Origin of the sequence: Bacillus sp. FJAT-28004, assembly GCF_001280845.1 — a bacterium.
Taxonomy (GTDB): domain Bacteria; phylum Bacillota; class Bacilli; order Paenibacillales; family Paenibacillaceae; genus Pristimantibacillus.
This window is the reverse complement of the sequence record NZ_LGHP01000001.1, coordinates 2,900,108-2,918,977: the sequence shown is the minus strand read 5'-3', so window position 1 is coordinate 2,918,977 and position 18,870 is coordinate 2,900,108. Positions and strand designations below refer to the sequence as shown.

10 protein-coding genes are annotated in these 18,870 nt (G+C 45.6%); 7 read left to right on the top strand and 3 right to left on the bottom strand.

The genetic code is table 11. The features are described 5' to 3' along the window. Positions 1–40: 40 nt before the first annotated feature. Positions 41–631: a thymidine kinase gene (locus AC787_RS12725; protein WP_054025131.1), complete on the top strand. Its 591-nt coding sequence runs from the start codon at positions 41–43 to the stop codon at positions 629–631. A gap of 85 nt (positions 632–716) precedes the next feature. Here the strand turns inward: AC787_RS12725 and AC787_RS12720 are convergent, their stop codons facing one another. Further along, a complete protein-coding gene (locus AC787_RS12720; RefSeq protein WP_054025130.1) occupies positions 717–1,163 on the bottom strand; it encodes a tellurite resistance TerB family protein in 447 nt (148 codons plus the stop codon). A gap of 336 nt (positions 1,164–1,499) precedes the next feature. Between AC787_RS12720 and AC787_RS12715 the strand changes: the two genes are divergently transcribed. The 3 genes from AC787_RS12715 (at position 1,500) to htpG (ending at position 11,779) form a co-directional block, all read left to right on the top strand. Then, positions 1,500–9,032: a glycoside hydrolase family 3 N-terminal domain-containing protein gene (locus tag AC787_RS12715; RefSeq protein WP_054025129.1), complete on the top strand. Its 7,533-nt coding sequence runs from the start codon at positions 1,500–1,502 to the stop codon at positions 9,030–9,032. Between the two features lie 466 nt (positions 9,033–9,498). Further along, on the top strand, positions 9,499–9,642 hold the full coding sequence (locus tag AC787_RS34090; protein ID WP_161807537.1) for a hypothetical protein: 144 nt from the start codon (positions 9,499–9,501) through the stop codon (positions 9,640–9,642). Between the two features lie 256 nt (positions 9,643–9,898). Beyond that, the gene (gene htpG, locus AC787_RS12710) at positions 9,899–11,779 is read left to right on the top strand and encodes a molecular chaperone HtpG (RefSeq protein ID WP_054025128.1); all 1,881 of its coding nucleotides are present in this window, start codon (positions 9,899–9,901) and stop codon (positions 11,777–11,779) included. A gap of 82 nt (positions 11,780–11,861) precedes the next feature. On the opposite strand, the gene AC787_RS12705 is transcribed toward htpG, so the two are convergent. Together AC787_RS12705 and AC787_RS12700 are read right to left on the bottom strand one after the other, a co-directional pair. Continuing rightward, positions 11,862–13,490, bottom strand: coding sequence for a response regulator transcription factor (locus tag AC787_RS12705; RefSeq protein ID WP_054025127.1), 1,629 nt, complete (start codon positions 13,488–13,490; stop codon positions 11,862–11,864). Continuing rightward, on the bottom strand, positions 13,480–15,303 hold the full coding sequence (locus AC787_RS12700; RefSeq protein ID WP_161807536.1) for a sensor histidine kinase: 1,824 nt from the start codon (positions 15,301–15,303) through the stop codon (positions 13,480–13,482). The genes AC787_RS12705 and AC787_RS12700 overlap by 11 nt, the downstream gene beginning before the upstream one ends. A 191-nt stretch (positions 15,304–15,494) precedes the next feature. Between AC787_RS12700 and AC787_RS12695 the strand changes: the two genes are divergently transcribed. The 3 genes from AC787_RS12695 to AC787_RS12685 all read left to right on the top strand — a co-directional run bounded on the left by AC787_RS12695 (position 15,495) and on the right by AC787_RS12685 (position 18,763). Next, positions 15,495–16,856: an ABC transporter substrate-binding protein gene (locus AC787_RS12695; RefSeq protein WP_063847619.1), complete on the top strand. Its 1,362-nt coding sequence runs from the start codon at positions 15,495–15,497 to the stop codon at positions 16,854–16,856. A gap of 82 nt (positions 16,857–16,938) precedes the next feature. After that, positions 16,939–17,823 carry a carbohydrate ABC transporter permease gene (locus tag AC787_RS12690; protein WP_054025124.1) on the top strand — a complete coding sequence of 295 codons (885 nt, stop codon included), beginning with the start codon at positions 16,939–16,941 and terminating at the stop codon, positions 17,821–17,823. 55 nt (positions 17,824–17,878) lie between these two features. Further along, positions 17,879–18,763: a carbohydrate ABC transporter permease gene (locus tag AC787_RS12685; RefSeq protein WP_235560965.1), complete on the top strand. Its 885-nt coding sequence runs from the start codon at positions 17,879–17,881 to the stop codon at positions 18,761–18,763. Positions 18,764–18,870: the final 107 nt, after the last annotated feature.

Below are 18,870 nucleotides of genomic sequence, written 5' to 3'. Positions count from 1 at the left end.
TGTATAATAGAAGCACTGAATGGTTCTGGAGGAGATTGGATTGGCACAGCTTTATTACAAATATGGAACGATGAACAGCGGTAAATCGTTCGAAATCATTAAAGTGGCTCACAATTATGAGGAGCAAGGCAAGCAGGTTCTCATTTATTCACCATCGGTAAGTGCAAGGGGAGGTATGGATCGCGTAGGTTCTCGAGTAGGCTTCGAGCGGGAGTCCATTCCTGTTCATGAGGATACCAATCTTTTTGAAAGTGTGATGGGCTTTGTTGCAGGAGCGGCACCTTCCAAAATTTATTGCGTGCTCGTGGATGAGGCGCAGTTTTTAAAGAAACATCATATTTTGGAGCTAACGCAAGTCGTGGATGAGCTTAACATACCAGTTATGGCTTTCGGACTCAAAAACGATTTTCAAAATCAACTTTTCGAGGGCAGCTATAATTTGCTCGTGCAAGCTGATAAAATCGAAGAAATCAAAACCATTTGCTGGTTCTGTGATCGGAAAGCGACAATGGTTATACGTTATAATGATGGGCAGCCGATGAACGCGGGCGCGCAAATCCAGATCGGCGGCAACGAGGATTATAAGCCCGTATGCAGACGCTGCTACAATGAGGCGTTTCGCAAAGCGTGAACAGTGGCAATAAGCTGCTTTTAACAAAAGAACCTCCAGATCCACTATTGCAGTGGTTATGGAGGTTCTTTTGTTTGGTTTCCTATTATAGGCTGAATTCACTCGGATTAAGTCCAAGGGTATTGCAGATGTCACGTACTGCAGCTTGTTCCTTCGGATCGAAATCACCGTCTGCTGCTCCGATTGCGCTGCACACACCAACGATTACTCGACCTACTTCAGGCTTGCTGTGGTATTTGGCGATCGCTTTAAGCGCCTCTTGCTTGCCAATCATCGCGTCAAACTCCATATTTCCTACAAAATGATTGAAACGGTTAATCACATCACTCATATCAAAAACTTTTAATTCTTCGCTGCGCCCTATATAACCAGACATTTTTTGTTTTTCGTTTGAATCAATGGAACCGTCTGCTGCTGCTACAATCGCACAGCCGGCTACGACCGCATCCAAGAAATCTTTATTTTTAAATTTTTTGACCTGATCGGTTAGTCCTTGTTTACTTGTTTGCAGCCACGATTTAAAAGAGCTCATTTAGCTCAGCCTCCTAGAGTGAATTTAATCTTCTTACTCTATTGTAGATTTAATTGGGGGCATTTAGCAAATTTTGCGGAAACTTGTCTGTTCCTGCAAACACATTAGTTAGTCCAAACGACATGTAATAGGGGCGGACTGCAGAGAAAGGAACGTTATTTTTTGAAATCGATTGCGATATACAAAAAACAACGCACATCATCTTAAAAATGACTCATATTATGAAATCGTTTTCAATTTTATACTTGTAAGTAATCTCGTCTTTAGCTGTCCAATTCAATAGTAAGAAAGGGATATGCCATGAGACGACAATTATAGTTATGGGGAGGGTTTGGTTTGAAAAGAAAAATGTCGATGATGACGGCGATGCTGCTGGTCATATCGCTAATGACGAGCCTGTTTTCAGTAGGAGCAGCGCCTTTGACGCAGTCAGCTGGGGGACTTCCGACGTATTTGGACCCGTCTAAAAGCGTAGATGCCCGGGCAGCGGATCTGCTTGCGAGAATGACACTAGAAGAACGCGCAGGACAAATGATACAGCCTGAGAAGGCGAATATTACACCCGAGGAGGTAAAACAATATTTTATCGGCTCGGTGCTTAGCGGCGGTGGTTCATTCCCGAATGGCAAGCAGCAGGATAGCACACGGGAAAATTGGCAGGTGCTTATAGACAGCTATCAGGATGGGGCACTTTCTACGCGACTAGGGATTCCTCTTCTGTATGGCGTGGACGGCGTTCACGGTCATAACAATGTGAAGGGAGCAACCTTGTTCCCGCATAATATCGGTTTGGGGGCAGCGAATAATGCTGAGCTTGTGAAGCAAATCGGTGCTGCAACAGCAAAAGAAATAAGTGCAACCGGTGCGAATTGGGATTTTGCTCCTACCATAGCTGCTCCGCAGGATATTCGTTGGGGCAGAACCTATGAGGGATATAGCGGCAATCAAGCGATATCCAAGGTTCTGGGTGCAGCATACATTCAAGGGCTGCAAGGAGAGACAGCTGCAGAGCGCAGTCAGACGAAACATGTCGTTGGCGCTGCGAAGCATTTTCTTGGTGAAGGCTATACAGATAACGGCGTTAACCAAGGGAATGTTACGAAGTTCACGGAGGATCAGCTGATTGCAAGTGATCTGGACATGTACAAAGCTGCAGTTGATGCAGGCGTACAAACCGTCATGGCCTCCTACCATAGCATTCAGGGTTTAAAGATGCATGCAAACAAGCGGCTTCTTACTGATGTGCTTAAGGGTGAGTTAGGTTTTAAAGGTTTAGTTATTTCGGATTACAACGCGATTCAGCAAATCACACGTGATCAAGATGGCAAAGCAGTAAGTGGCTTGAAAAATCAGCTGCAAGTATCCGTTAACGCAGGCGTAGACATGTTCATGCTGACGGGCGACTGGAAAGCCAGCCTTGAGCATTTAATTAGTCTCGTTAAGGATGGCAGCATTACGGAAGAGCGTATCAATGATGCAGTATTGCGTATTTTAAAGGTTAAAATTTCTTCAGGCCTATTTGAAAATCCGAAGACGGATACGGATCTGGCAGGCTACTTCGGCGCACCTGAGCATCGTGCACTTGCGCGTCAAGCTGCAGCAGAGTCGCTCGTTCTGCTGAAGAACGATGAGGTGAACGGATCACCGATTATGTCCCAGTTGAAAGACATGGACAAAATCTTCGTAGCAGGCAAAAATGCGAACGATATCGGCAATCAATCCGGCGGCTGGTCGATCACTTGGCAGGGAGCATCCGGGGCGATCACGAACGGAACGACGATCTATGAAGGGCTCAAAGAGGTTGCAGGAGCCGCGAAGACCGTAACGTACAACAAGCATGGCCGTGGCGCTGCGGGTTACGACGTAGCCATTGCTGTTGTAGGCGAAACGCCTTATGCCGAAACGACTGGAGATCGTACGAGCCTAAATCTCGACGAAGAGGATCTGGCAACGATTGCGAATATTCGTGCAGCGGATCCGAACATTCCGCTAGTTGTTGTACTTGTATCAGGACGGCCGCTTACGATAGGGGATCAACTGGGTGACTGGGATGCGCTAGTCGCAGCATGGCTTCCGGGTACGGAAGGACAAGGCGTGGCTGACGTACTGATCGGCGGTAAAGCATTTAAAGGGAAAAACCCGATTAAATGGCCATTTTATGTAACAAATAATTATCCAATTATGACAGAGGCCAGTATGAATCTGCTGTTTCCTATCGGATATGGTTTGACGAGCGGGCAGGCTACGCCTGATCTGCCAAGTAAACCTGTAGAGCCAGAGAAGCCTTCTCTACCTATCCCAGGCAAGGTGGAAGCGGAAGCATTCGATGCGAAGAGCAGTGGCTTGAATACGGAGGATACGCAGGACACTGGCGGCGGCAAAAATATTGGCTGGACCTCCGGCAGTGCATGGCTCGATTATATGGTGAAGGTGAGCGAGCCAGGAACTTATAAAGCCGATTTCCGCTATGCGGGCAACGGCGGAGCAACGGGCATTAAGATCAAGAACGAAGCGGGAGCGACGCTCGGTACGTTGAACGTAGGCTCCACAGGAGGCTGGCAAAACTGGCAAACGGCCAGCGTCGAGAACGTCGTGCTAGGTCAAGCAGGCTTGCAAAAGCTTAGACTTGAGTTTATTGCCGGAGACATCAATTATAACTGGGTAGAGTTTACGCGCACTGGAGATGTTCCAGCTGGCGGCGGTGGCGGCGTTGTTGATCCAGGAAATGGTGGCGGAGTCGTTCAACCTGCTCTTATTGATGGGGCCGTTGAAGCTTGGATTTCTAGTGAACGTGATGCGGGTGATCGCAAATGGTATTATGCCGACCGTTCCCTATTAGGAGATAAGAAGCTGGAGCAGCAATCGAATATAGACATTACCCTTCCAGATAACAGCAAGGCAACGGCTATTACAATTAATCCAGATAAAAAATATCAAACGATGCTAGGAATCGGCTCTTCTATGGAAGAAGCTACGATTCATAACCTTGTGAAAATGTCTCCTGAGAAGCAAACAGAGCTGCTTCGCAAATTGATCGACAAGGACAATGGCATCGGAATGAGCTTGGTTCGGTTAACGATCGGAACTTCCGATTTTACAGCGCAAAAGTTTTATTCATATGATGATTTGCCTGCTGGTGAAACAGACGTAGAACTTGCGAAATTTTCTATTCAGAAGGATATTGATTTTGGCATTATTCCTACCGTTAAGAAAATACAAGCGATCAATCCAGATGTGCAGTTTTTCGCATCGCCTTGGAGTCCGCCAGGCTGGATGAAAACAACGGGCAGCATGATTAGAGGTCAAGTGAAGGAAGAGTATCTTCCCGTGCTTGCAAATTATTATGTGAAATTTCTAGAGGCTTACGCAGAGCATGGCATCTACTTCGAGGGGATGACGTTGCAAAATGAGCCGCTGCTGGAAATTGATTATCCAAGTACAGCGATGTCATGGCAGCAAGCGTCACGCCTAGCAAAGCTGCTGCGGGCGAAGCTCGATCAGAACAGCAATGCAAAGATCAAAAATGTAAAGCTATGGATGTTCGACCACAATCCTGGCGATACGATGGCTTATCCGGCGCAAATTCTAGGTAATTCTGTTGAAGGAGCTTACGATGCAATAGAAGGAACGGCGTTCCATGATTATGGCGGCGAGCTGTCCATGATGACGGAGCTTCAAAAGCTGTTCCCGCAGAAAAGCGTGTATTTGACAGAGCGTGCAGTATGGGGAACAACGGGTGCTGACCGAATCGCACAATATTTCCGCAACTATGCAAAAAGCTATAATAGCTGGGTTACGATGCTCGACAGCGATATTTCGTCCCATCAATGGGTAGGCATTCCTGATCCGACACCAGTCGTGCAGGATTCTGCGAATCCAGATAACTACTGGCTGCTGCCGGAGTATTATTTGATGGGGCAGTTTACTAAATTCGTGAAGCCTGGTTATGTACGAATCGATAGCAATTACGGCTCGGCTGCGACGGTTACTAACGTTGCTTTTACAAGCCCAGACGGCAAAGAAATTGTAACGGTTGTTATTAACCAAACGAGTGACCCGCAGCCATTCAAAATATTAGTTGACGGACTTCAAATAGATGCGGTCATTCCAGCCAAATCAGCCGCAACCTATCGCTGGGACCGCACGCAAATGACAAACGTTCCGGCAACGATTGACGCAACGCGCTTCGCTTCGGCAGAAGGCGAGTTTCAGGTTAATCCGAATGGATACTTGGGCTCTTTTGCGGCAAACGGAACAGCTTCGTTTGATTATGTTGTAAATGTAGCAGAAGCAGGCGAGTATGAACTTGATCTGGCGATTGCAGGTCACCAAACGGATGGTCTGGTAAGCTTTGAGCTGAATGGACAACCGCTTGTCTCACTGCCAATCCATCAGACGACGTACCAGTGGGAGTACTTCGCGAATCACCGTGTGCGTGTTACCCTTCCAGAGGGTGCGCATAGATTGACGATGAAAGTTAGCAAAAATGACTACAACGTGAGAAGTATTACGTTTACGAAGGCGGATACGGCAGCTATTCAGCTTCCAGCATCCATTGAGGCGAGTAAATTCACATCAGCCTTGAATGTGCTCGTAAACGGATCAGCGGTCAGTTATGCCGATCCGAATGACTGGATGGAATATCAGGTTCAGGTTCCGGCGGATGGAAACTACGGCATTTCGTATCAGTATTCAACGATTCATGATGGAGCGAAAGCAGAGCTTTCACTGGGAGGAAATGTACTGAAAACGACTGAGCTTCCAAACAGTGAGAGCTGGGATGCTTGGGCAGTGGCTTCAGATACAGTTGCTTTGACTGAAGGTGTTCACACGCTGCGAGTTCGTATCGTTGATCAAGGCTTTAACCTGAATGCGATTGCTGTTGGACCTGCTATTATCGCGGATGCGACAGCTGTAACAGAAGGTGCAGTAGCTGGGGGGAATATTTTTGTCCAGCTGCTTAATGACACGTATAAAGAGGAGTTGACTTCTTCCAACTGGTCCATCGATGGGTATGCGGGAACCGTTGTGGACAGCGTTTATCGCGTAGATGATCATACGGCTAAGCTTACTTTAGGAGGAGGGGAGACAAGAGACTATGACTCTGATCGTACTGTTACGGTAACAGCGAGCGTTTATGAGGCAGCTTCGGGAAGTATCGGTCAAACGATGAGCTCCAAAGTTATTATCAAAGCTATCGATGATGCGGAGTCGTTGTCATTGTCAGAGAGTCAAATTGCGTATGGCGTTAATGACAAGGAGCTGGTTGTTACACTTGCTGGCGGTACATTCGTTCAGGATCAGCTTAATGGCATAACGTTATCAGGAGCGGCAAGCTCTCAAGGGGGCGTATCCCTGCGTTCGGCTCAGCTTCTCAGCCCTAATACAGTGAAGCTTACGCTGAGCTGGAGCGGAACCGTATATTATAATGAGTTAGACCTGCAGGTTAACGTTCCTGTACAGGCGTATGATGATTCAACAGGCGGGACGACGTTAATCGCTAACACAGTTCTGCTTGGAACAGAAAATGTGAAAGATCCGGTTAATCTTTTGTCCCTTGATTCCTTGGATCAGTTCAATCGATTAAAAGGATTTACAGTCTCTGGAACAGGAAGCGCGAGCAGGCTAACGCAAATTGCTGCGGGCGATTATGCCGATTATGTGGTACATGTGCCAGCAACCGGTTCATATGTCGCGACCTTTAAGGCTACGTCTAACGGGCAAGCTGTGAACGGCATTGTGCTGGAGGCGCAAAACGGCGCTGTTCGGAAAACGATTAACGTACCAAACCTCTATAATCAGGTTGTCGAAATGCGAGTAGTCATTGATCTCATTGAAGGTGATCAGAAGCTTCGTATAGCGGCAGGAGCATCCGGTTATGAGCTTAGAGGCATTAAATTTGAACCGTATGTGATGCAGGTCATGGATCAGAGCGGTGCCATGAAGATTGAAGCGGAAAGCTACAGCCATGCGGATTCGGCTGCTGTTCAAAGCAATATGAATGGACAAACGCTGCTATTCAAAAACGTAGGTTTTATTGCGGCAGCAGGCTCGCTTTATTTTGACGTAAGTATCGCAAAAACGGGCTTCTATAAAGTGACCTATCGCTATGCAACGCCGCAAGCAGGCGTGAGTGGATCATTGTCAGTGAATGGTCAAAAGCTGTCTACTACGCCGCTTGGCGCAAGTGGCGGATGGGACAAATATACGGAGGTTTCTGGTATTGTAGAGCTTGCAGAAGGCGTACAAACGGTTCAGTTTACAAGCAATAATGATGGTGCTAACCTGGATTGGATTACGCTTGAGGAGACAGAGGCGGTTACGCAGATTTCAGGTACCACAGCGCTTCCGACTGCTTCGCTGAAAGCTGGAGTCTACAAAGGGACAAAAACCGTTGCTTTAACGACTGCTACAGAAGGTGCAGCCATTTACTATACAACGGATGGTTCCTTGCCTAGCAGCACAAACGGCCAATTGTACAAAGGAGAGCTTAAGCTGTCAGTTCTGACGGTGCTCCGTACGATTGCGATTAAAGCCGGAATGAAGGATAGCTTTGTTGCACCATTTACGTATAGGATTACACCAGGAGAAGAACCGCCTACACCAACACCAACACCGACACCGACACCGACGACACCGACGGAGCCAACACCAACAACGCCGACGGAGCCAGCAGCAACGCCAGCGCCGAATGGTACGGGCGCAAAAGCAATATCGGCACCGACTCCGGTTATTGACGCGGCTAGCGGTCTTGGTAAAACTACGATAAGCCAAGCGCTTATCGACGATGCTTTGAAGTCAGCACAAGGAAATAATAGTGCGGTTCCAACAGTTACAATTAAAGTACCGAGTGTGAGTGGAGCTAAGGGCTACGAGGTGCAATTGCCTAAAGGGTCAATTAGCGAGACTAAGTTATCGGTGCAGTATGAGATACAGACCGTTACAGGTACAATTGTAGTGCCAAGCGACATGTTGAAATCGTTGCCTTCGGATGCGAAGAGCGTGTCGATTGTGATTTCAAACGTAGATAAGACAAAGCTTAATCAGGAAGCAAATGCAGCAATCGGCCATCGTCCAGCCGTCGAGCTGAACCTCTACGTTGATGGCGTTAAAGTGGAATGGAGCAATCCAGAGGCTGCCGTAAACGTATCGCTCAGCTATAGCCCAACCGCTGAGGAACTGGAAAGCAGCGAGCAAATTACAGTGTGGTATTTTGACGCTGCAGGCAAAGTCATCGCAGTTCCAAGCGGCAGGTATGATAAAGCGAAGGGAATAGTACTCTTTACAGTTAATCATTTCAGTACGTATGGCGTTGTATTCGTAAGCAAATCGTTTGACGATCTTGGCAAGCATCCTTGGGCGCAACAGGCGATTCAAGTCATGTCGGCAAAGGGCGTTATCAACGGCATATCGGAAAAAGCCTACGCTCCGGCTCAAAATGTGAAGCGGGCAGATTTCATTTCCTTGCTAGTGAAAACATTAGGCCTTAATGCAGCGTATGATAGTCAATTTACTGATGTGGCAAAAGGTGCTTACTATGATGATGCGGTTGCCATTGCGAAGAAGCTCGGCGTAGTAACTGGCCGTGCGGACGGTACGTTTGATCCGAATGCCTCCATTACGAGACAAGAGATGATCGCGATGACAGCAAGAGCTCTAAATGTATCAGGCAAAAAACTGCAAGCAGGAAGCGCGGATCAGTTAAGATCATTCGCAGATTTGAAACAGCTAGCACCTTATGCAACTGACAGTGCTGCTCTTCTTGTAGCGAACGGCATTGTGAAGGGTGACGGCTCCAAGCTTAACCCGCTTGGTCATACAACTCGCGCTGAAGCAGCAGTCATTATGTATGCCATTTACAACAAATAATAAGTTTGGGAATGTAAATCCTCATTAGTCCCAAAAACCAGGGAAGAAGCCTTCGAACTCACGATACAAGTGAGTTCGAAGGCTTCTTTCTTTTGTACATTAGAATCTCTCAATAAGAGTGGAAGGATCGGAGTGGATTATGATCAGGAGAGGATTCTATTGTACTTTGTGCAATGGGGACTACTCTTAATCGACTAGCTTCCGAACTCTACTGTAGTTAATACAATAGAATCTCTGGTTTTCCCCTCATTTTTCGAAATATCAAGCAATTCTGATGCATTTCTGCAATGTAGCTCCTTGAATGGGCTGGCATGTCAGCTTTCTGTTGCACTTTGTGCAATAGGAAATAGTCCTAAGCCGTTCTCGCTCTTATTCTAGCGCATAGGATGAGGGGATCAAACGGTAGGAGTTGATTATGTGTCAATTTATTTTAAGCTGCGCACATACCAAGGGAGAGATGTAGAAATTGTTCTCTCAAATGGGGCAGAGCATGCTGGATCAAGCAGCCAAAATTGAAATGGAAACGAACATGATTCGGGAAAGGTTTTATTCGCATCACAGTCGTTATCGCGAGCGGCTAAAGAAACTATTACAGGATGAAATGTTCTAAATGGATAGCTGCAGCAGCGTAACAGGAGTTGCCCGAAGGTTCATTTAACGAGCTGGGCAGCTCTATTTTTATATGGATTTTTTAGGAAGAAGGTTGACATAGAAAAATAATTTATGATATATAAAAAGAAGGATTGGCACTCAAGGAGTTTGAGTGCTAAAATATGAGGTAGCGGTTTAATAAACCTTGAACAAGCCTTCCTGTTACGTTACCTTCAGGCTTGATAATCATTGATGAATGGAAAGGGGATCTATCCATGTCCAAAAAACAGTTCAAAGCAGAATCGAAACGATTGCTGGAAATGATGATTAATTCCATTTATACGCAGCGCGAGATTTTTTTGAGAGAGCTTATTTCGAATGCAAGCGATGCGATCGACAAGTTATATTACAGAGCATTAACCGATGACCAAATGGTATTTAACAAAGAGGACTATTATGTTAAAGTGGTTGCCGACAAGGCAAACAGAACATTAACAATTACCGATACAGGTATTGGCATGACGAAGGAAGAGCTTGAGAATAACCTTGGGGTTATTGCGAAGAGCGGCTCTTTTGCCTTTAAGAAGGAAAATGAGCTTAAGGATGGACACAACATTATTGGTCAATTCGGCGTAGGTTTCTACTCTGCTTTTATGGTGGCGGATGTGGTTACCGTTGTGACTAAAGCACTGGGCAGCGATGAGGCTTTCAAATGGGAATCAACAGGCGCGGACGGATATACGATTGAGTCCTGCGAGAAGGATTCGGTTGGTACGGAGATTGTACTTAATATCAAGGAAAATACCGAAGACGATCAATACGATGAGTACTTGGAAGAGTACCGCTTGAAGTCGATTATCAAAAAATATTCTGATTTCATTCGTTACCCAATTAAGATGGATGTGAAAGGTCAACGGCCTAAAGCAGACGCTGAAAACGAGTTCGAGGAATATCAAGAAGAGCAAACCGTTAACAGCATGGTGCCGATTTGGCGCAAAAATAAAAATGAGCTTACATCGGAAGATTATGATCAGTTTTATTTTGAAAAACGTTATGGCTTTGATAAACCAATCAAACATCTTCACATTAGTGCGGATGGCGCTGTTGTGTACAATGCGATTTTGTATATTCCAGAGAGCACACCTTTCGATTATTATACGAAGGAATATGAGAAGGGGCTGGAGCTTTATTCAAATGGCGTTCTAATTATGGATAAATGCTCAGACCTGCTGCCGGATTATTTCAGCTTCGTTAAAGGTATGGTTGATTCGGAGGATCTATCGCTTAACATTTCACGTGAAATGCTGCAGCATGACCGTCAGCTGAAGCTGATTGCGAAGAACATCAACAGCAAGATCAAGAGCGCGCTCCTTGGCATATTGAAGGATGACAGAGAGAAGTATGAGTCGTTCTACAAAGCATTCGGCAGACAGCTGAAATTCGGCGTATACAACGATTACGGCGTTAACAAAGAAGTGCTTCAAGACCTGCTTATGTTCCACTCCTCGAAGGAGAAGAAGCTAGTTACACTGGACGAGTATGTGTCGAGAATGAGCGAGGATCAGAAGTACATTTATTATGCTTCCGGTGAATCGATTGAGCGTATTGATAGACTTCCGCAAACCGAGTTGGTAACGGATAAAGGCTTTGAAATCTTGTACTTCACGGACGATATTGATGAATTTGCCATCAAGATGGTTGCGAAGTATAAGGATAAAGAATTCAAGTCGGTATCAAGTGGCGATCTTGGTATTGAAGTGGACGAGAAGGACAAGGAAACGGCCGAAGAGCAGGATGCTAATAAAGAGCTTTTCGAGCAGATGAAAGAAATCCTTAACGATAAAGTAAAAAGCGTAAAAGCTTCAAAACGTCTTAAAACACACCCTGTGTGCTTGTCCACTGAAGGTGAAGTAACGATTGAAATGGAAAAAATATTGAAATCGATGCCGAACAACCAAGATGTAAAAGCAGACAAGGTGCTCGAAATTAACGTGAACCATGAAATTTTCCAATCGTTGAAGGATGCTGCTGGGCAGGATAAAGTGAAGCTGGCTCTTTATACAAGCCTACTTTACAACCAAGCACTTCTCATCGAAGGTTTGCCAATTCAAGATCCAGTCGCGTTTACGAACGATATTTGCAAAGTAATGGTTTAATAAACAAACGACAGGCAAGCGTAAACAGCCCGTACGGGGATATTCCCGTACGGGCTGTTTGTTATGCGACAGGCTGCTTCAGTCAACCCGCATTGTAGTTCTTCTGATATTGCCGCGGCGTTAATCCCGTCCACTTCTTGAAGGTAGAGCTAAAGTGGCGTTCCTCCTGATAGCCGACCAGCTTGGAAACCGCATAAATTTTATAGCTCTGGCGAAGCAGCTCCTTGGATTGCTCTACACGGTATTGATGCAAATAATCAAGGAAATTAACGCCAAGCTCTTGCTTAAACAACGAGCTTAGATAAGAATTGCTGACGAATGTTTCCTTGGCAGCAAGCTCGAGCGTGAGGTTGGTATTGTACTTTTGCTTGATGAGCTCGATGGTGGCATGAACGGTGCGATGCAGTGATTTTTGGTTCGATACAGCCTCGACGATGCTCTGAACGATTTTTTGCAGCACGACGGTGCAGTCATCAAGTGTATCCATGTTCGGAATTTGTTCGATCCAGTTCACGAAGCTGTCCTGCCATTCGATAGATGCGACCTTGCGCTCCTGGGCAAATTTTTGCAGCTCAAGAATAAGACTTGTGGAGCGCAGATGGACCTCAGCCTTGGAATAACTCGAATTGTTCCGAATATGCGACATGCTGGCTTCAATGGCATCGACCGCATGCTCATATTGCTCGTTCTGCAAGGCGAGAAGCAAGTCTTTCTCGAGTCGGTGCAAATAAGCATCGTCCAGAATTGAACTTTTGGCAATGGCCTGCTTGCCGGCTTCAGCATGAAAAAATATGCCGCCTCTTCCTTGGTAGAACCTTGCTTCCATCGCTTCAATAGCTTGCTGATAGCCGATATGTGCATAATCAACCGAAGCTGCAACAGAACTGATTGATATGCTGATAGATAGCTTTAGGTAAGCTTCGAGATTAAGCTGAAGCTTCTTCATGGCACCTTCGATAGCCTCATTGGTTGTGTTCTCTGGATAATTTCCGATCCATAACATCTCGTCGCCATGGCGAAACACCTCGAGTTTGCCATCGTACAAAGGCCGAAGCGTTTCGCCTGCAATATTCAGCAGCGCATAGCGAATAAGTTCTAAATCACGTTTGGATGAGGTGACGGTATGCGCTTTACTGGAGTCAATCCGGATCAGTCCGACTTGAATCGGTCCGCACAGGAGCGTCATGTCCACTTCACTCATAACGCTTGAGCGATCTTCGAGCGGCATGAGCGGATGTTGAACCCATTGCGACAAAATCTGATTTTTCAGCAGATGAATGTTGCGGTTCCAGCTGCGGTTAAGGGCATTTAATGCTTTGTCCTCATTTTCGGATTGTTCAATTTTTTGTTTTAAGTCCATAATTACGCGAATAATATCATGCGGCATACATGGTTTTAAGAGGTAATCGGAAACGCCAAGCTTGATCGCTTCCTTGGCATATTCAAACTCGTTGTAGCCGGTAAGCAGCACGGAATGAAACTCATGGCCGGCTGCTTTGGCTTCGCGAATAAGGTCAAGACCGTTAAGAAAAGGCATACGGATATCGGTCAGCAACAGATCAGGAGGGTTGTTATGTATCATTTCCAAAGCTTGCCTGCCATTCTCCGCTTCTCCAGCAATCTCAATGCCATACAGCTTCCAGTCGACAAGTGTAAGAATGCCTTCTCGGAATGATTGCTCATCCTCTGCAACGATCATTTTAAGCACCATTTCCATTACCTCCTTGTTTAATTCGAAGTTGCACTCTTGTGCCTAAGCCTTCCTTGCTTACAATCTCGAATTCCGCCTGTTCATAAAATAAAGCGAGTCTCTCTTTGATATTAGCCAGTGCCATCCCAGAGTGAGCGTCATCCGTTTGCAAATTTCGCATAGGCTCCTCTACGGTTGGTTGGTTCAGAAGATGTACCTGTTTCTCAGGCATGCCCGGTCCGTTATCGGTGACCTCAAGAATAATGAGTGAAGGCTCTGTATAAGCCCGGACATGAATATGTCCATTTCCGCCTGAGGGCTCAATGGCATGGATAATCGCGTTCTCGACGAGCGGCTGCAGAAGCAGCTTAGGCATGCGAAAGCGTTCAATCGAAGATTCCATATCAATCTCAAAATTAAACCGCGTCGTAAATCGTTTCTTTTGTAAAAATAAGTAGTTTCGCACTAGCTCTATCTCGTGCTTCAGCTCTACAAAATCGTTGCCGCTATTAAGGCTTAATCGGAACACTTGAGAGAGTGAGAGTACCATCTCTGATATTTCTTTATCCCCCTTCTGTACCGCGCTCCAGTTAATCATGTTTAACGTGTTGTACAGGAAATGAGGATTTATTTGCGATTGCAGCGCCTTAAGCTCGGCTTCCTTCTGCTTTAAGCGCGAGGCATATACGTCATCAATCAGTGTCTTGATTCGTCCAACCATCGTATTGTACAAATGACCGAGTCTGCCGATCTCGTCGTTGCCGTTAAAGTGAACCCTTTGCGTAAAATCCCCCGTTTGTAGCGCCCTCATAGAGAACATCAGCTTCTTCATCGGATTCGTAATAATTCGGGCAATGACCCAAGAGACGATAATGGTAATGAGGGTAACGACTGCCATGATTGAGAAGGTAACGGAGCCAATATGCTTAAGCTCAAGTACCAGCTTGCTGCGATCTTGAATAACGACAGTACGCCAACCGGTAATATCCGATAAGGAATCTGAAACGATATAATGTTTATTTTCCTTCAGCAGCGCTAAGCCTTGTTCGGGCTTGATATTGGCAGTATCCATCTGATCGAATACGGGCAATACCGTGATCGGCCTGCCAATCGTATGTAAATCAGTTGAGGCGAGTATGATGCCTTGATCATTCATTACAAACTGTGAGGCTTCCTCATCGTCATGGTACAAGGATTTGCTAAGCTTATCTGCGTCCATACCAATAATTAAAAGGCCGCTTCGAACATAGTTGTAAAAGTTTTTGTACGGCTTCACTAAAACGATTTTGTGATGGGTGTCACCAAGCAAAATACCATCAGAGGGGTAAAATATATCCCAAATTTGGCCTGAATCTGAGCTAGCGAGACGTTCATAAAAGCGGGTTTTCATAAAGCGCTCTAGGCTGATAGCGCTTGCAATACCTGTTTGCGTAATCGCAAATGGCTGAGCGGGCACTTCATCCTTCGTGGATGGATAAAGCACTAGCGATTGGATCGTTTCGCCGGTAACCATGAGCGGCAGCAAATTTTTGAACACCTGATCACGTCGCTGCTGCGTGTCTCCGTTCATAACCATGCTCTGAACAGTCGGATTCAGAAACAAATAATTAGAGAAGCTTAGCGTGTTTTTGGCAAAATAGTCGAGCTGATCCTTTGTCTTGATGGCCATGTTCATTTGAGATTGATGAAGCTTATCTACCACTTCTCCCGAGGCAATGTAATAAGAATACAGTCCGGTAATCCCAACGGTTGCAATAAGAAGAGGAATGACTAAGGTAAGCAATTTCCGTTGCAGCGTAATATGTCGAAAGGGAGGAAAAAAGGATCGCATCATGTTCACCTGTAGCATTCAGATTTGTGACTTTAGTATACCAAGAAATAATTCCAGTTAGGCTTATTTTGATAATGATCCAAAAAATGAGGCATCTATTCTTAAATATGGCTCATATTTTGTCGCTGATATTACACGTTATAATGGGGACAGAACAGGAAGCGCCTGGTCAAATAAAAAAAGGTGGGGTAGCGATGAGGAAAATATGGATTTCGCTTGTAGCAATAATCATGGTTTTTACTGTAGCAGCATGCAGCTCCGGCAATAATGGAAAAAACGGGAACGCTGGTGCGACGACTAGTCCTACTAATGAAGTAAAGGAAACGGAAGCGCCGAAAGATAAAGAACCGGAGCAGGTAACACTTAAGTTTTTCACAGCGCTAGCTGATCGCTCTAATGGAGCTGGTAAAATCGAGCAAGCGATCATTGATAGCTATATGGCAGAAAATCCGAATGTGAAAATAGAAGTAGAGGCACTTCAAGATGAGCCTTACAAAGCGAAAATTAAAGTATATGCATCAACAGATGCAGTACCTGATATTATTCAAGCGTGGGGCCAAACTTCTTTTATTAAACCGCTTATCGATAACAATATGCTGCTTGAGTTGAATGAAGCAGATTTTGCGAGCAGCAACTTCGTACCAGGTGCGAAGGATGGTTTCTCCCAAGATGGCAAGCTTTACGGATTGCCGCGCGGTACGGATTTCTTGGTTATCTACTATAACAAGAAAATTTTTGACGACAATGGCTTAACTGTACCAACAACAACAGCGGAATTGCTTGAAGTATCCAAACAGCTAAGAGCAAAAGGCATTAACCCGCTTGCAACGAACGCAATGGAAGGCTGGTCTCTGCCAATCTGGTTCGAGTATGCAGCACAGCGCCACACAGGCAATTTTGACAAAATGGATGCGGTATTGAAGGGTGAAGCTAAATTCTCCGGCGATGCAGACTTCCTTGCAGCAGCACAAGACATTGCTGCACTAGCTGAAAACAAGGCACTTGCAGACGGCTTCCTGACAGCAGATTACGGCACTTCCCGCAACCTGTTCGGTCAAGGCCAAGCAGCAATGTTCGTTATGGGTAACTGGGAAGCAGGACTTGCAACAGACGAGAACTTCCCTGAAGAGTTCCGCAATAACGTAGGCGCTATTTCGTATCCTGCTTCCGATAAAGGCAAATCAACAGATGTAGCAGCATGGTATGGCGGCGGTTACTCGGTATCCAAAACATCGAAGCACCCTGAAGCGGCAGTAGCTTTCTTGCAATATTTCTTCAAGCCTGAGAACTGGGCGAAGCAAGTATGGCAGACAGGTTCGGGTACACCGGCTCAGAAGTTTGATCAATTCCTGACAGGCAACGAAACAGCACTTCAAAAACAATTGGTTGGTATTTTCAGCGCAATGACTTCTTCCAGCGGTACTCCTGTACATGATAACGGTACGGACGAATTCAAGACAAAAGTGATGGAAGCTCACCAAAAGCTGTTTGGAAAACAAATTACACCAGAACAGTTCTTAACGGAAATGGACGCAGCAGTTGGTGTACTGAAGTAAACAAATGAGCTAGTTAGCTGATGGGGCAGCCGAATTCATTCGGTCTGCCCCGCCTTCTACCAAAGAGAGAGCGGGGAGAACCATGCACAAACTGATGAGCAATCGCATCACCATTTTTTGGCTAGTCGCACCGGGTTTTATGCTGTTTCTCTTCATGGTTTGCTTTCCGATTATCATGAGTGCATATTACGGTACGACGAATTGGACAGGAATCGGTGCTTACGAGTTCGTTGGACTCGAGAATTATAAAAACATTTTGTTTCATGACAGCGTTTTTTGGCGTTCATTGCTTAATGCCCTACTGCTGCTTGCAGCTACGCTTCTGATTCAACATCCGATTGCGCTATTGTTCTCTATATTTGTCATGCATGCAGGAAAGCTAGAGAAATGGTTTCGAGCTATCTTTTTTATACCGGCAGTTATTTCAATCGTCGTTACTTCGAAAATGTGGGTAAGCGTATTTCATCCGAATTTCGGGATGTTAAATAAATTGCTTGAAGGTGTAGGATTAAGCACTTGGAAACAGGATTGGCTGGGGGATTCAGATATTGCCATTTGGTGCATTATCGTCGTGGTCATGTGGCAAGGCTTTGGTTATGCGCTTCTGCTGTATTACGCGGGACTTCAAGGCATACCAAAGGATCTTTATGAAGCAGCGGAGCTTGATGGTGCTGGAAGAGTAAAGCTATATACGCGTGTGGTTATTCCGCTTCTCTCGCCGATGGTTCGGGTTGCGGTCGTCATAGCGGTTACGGCTTGCTTGAAACAGATGGAAACCGTATTCCTCATGACGAACGGAGGACCTGCCAATACAACGCAATTCATTGGTAATTACCTTTATAAAACGGCGTTTTCCTCGTCGCTTTACGGCTATGGAAATGCGATATCTGTTGTGTTCGTTATCATTTGTCTCATGATTACCGTAGCGATGAACAAAGCGTTCAAAAAAGATGTCGGTGAGTTTTAATACTCACCTTTGTATATGCACATTTGGTATATGAATTATTTTAGGAGGCATGCCCGTGGAAGCTCTTGCAGCTAAGACCAGTCGCCAAGCGAAAAACGGCAAGAAGAAGGACGCCGCATCGCCCGCATTAAAAGTCATTCTTCATCTCGTTTTATGGGTCGTAGCGCTTCTGCAAATTTTCCCGCTTATTTGGCTCATTAATTATTCCTTTCTGAAGAGCGGAGACTTTTTTGGCAGCGGCATATTAAAGTGGCCCAAGACATTTGAATGGAATAACTATGTGAATGCATTCAATTACGGAAGCGTTCCAAAATTTCTATTAAACAGTGTTTTTATTACGACCGTAACGATCTTGGTTGCTGCATTCCTAGCGCTTATGCTCGGCTACGCGTTCACGCGGATGGAATGGAAGCTGCGCGGTCCTGCCATGGCGTTCATTATGCTCGGCATGATCGTACCGATTCATGCGACCTTGCTGCCGAACTTTATTTTGTTCGACAAGCTGAACCTCATTGATAATCCGTTGTCCTTGATTTTGCCTTACATTGCTTTTTCGCTTCCCATTAGCCTGCTCATTATTTCAGGTTTTCTGGAAACGATTCCGAAGAGCATAGAGGAGTCGGCGGTTATGGACGGTTGTTCGGTCTATGGCGTTATTTTCCGAATCATTATGCCGATGACAAAACCCGCAATTGCGACGGTTTGTATTATGAACTTCATCAGCTGGTGGAATGAATTCATTATGGCCAATACGTTTCTAACATCCGAGACCTTCAAGACGCTGCCATTTTCTATTATGAAGTTTACCGGTCAGTACTCTTCGAATTATGGCGCACAGTTCGCGGTAATGACCATCATCGCGTTGCCGACAGTTATCATCTATTTATTGTTTACAGAGCAAATGTCACGCGGAATTACGGCTGGTGCAGTTAAGGGTTAAATGAGGAGAGTATAAGGAGGCTGAGGTAGCTTGCAAACACCTGTTACGGCAAATGCAGCAGTAAAGAGCTCGCGAAGAGAGAAACCGCTGTGGCGGCGGTTTCTGGC

What these genes read in the sequence shown, in the direction of transcription:
- AC787_RS12720 (WP_054025130.1), bottom strand. Translation starts at nt 1,163, where the DNA reads ATGAGCTCTTTTAAATCGTGGCTGCAAACAAGTAAACAAGGACTAACC.
- htpG (WP_054025128.1), top strand. Translation starts at nt 9,899, where the DNA reads ATGTCCAAAAAACAGTTCAAAGCAGAATCGAAACGATTGCTGGAAATG.
- AC787_RS12705 (WP_054025127.1), bottom strand. Translation starts at nt 13,490, where the DNA reads ATGGTGCTTAAAATGATCGTTGCAGAGGATGAGCAATCATTCCGAGAA.
- AC787_RS12700 (WP_161807536.1), bottom strand. Translation starts at nt 15,303, where the DNA reads ATGATGCGATCCTTTTTTCCTCCCTTTCGACATATTACGCTGCAACGG.
- AC787_RS12695 (WP_063847619.1), top strand. Translation starts at nt 15,495, where the DNA reads ATGAGGAAAATATGGATTTCGCTTGTAGCAATAATCATGGTTTTTACT.
- AC787_RS12690 (WP_054025124.1), top strand. Translation starts at nt 16,939, where the DNA reads ATGCACAAACTGATGAGCAATCGCATCACCATTTTTTGGCTAGTCGCA.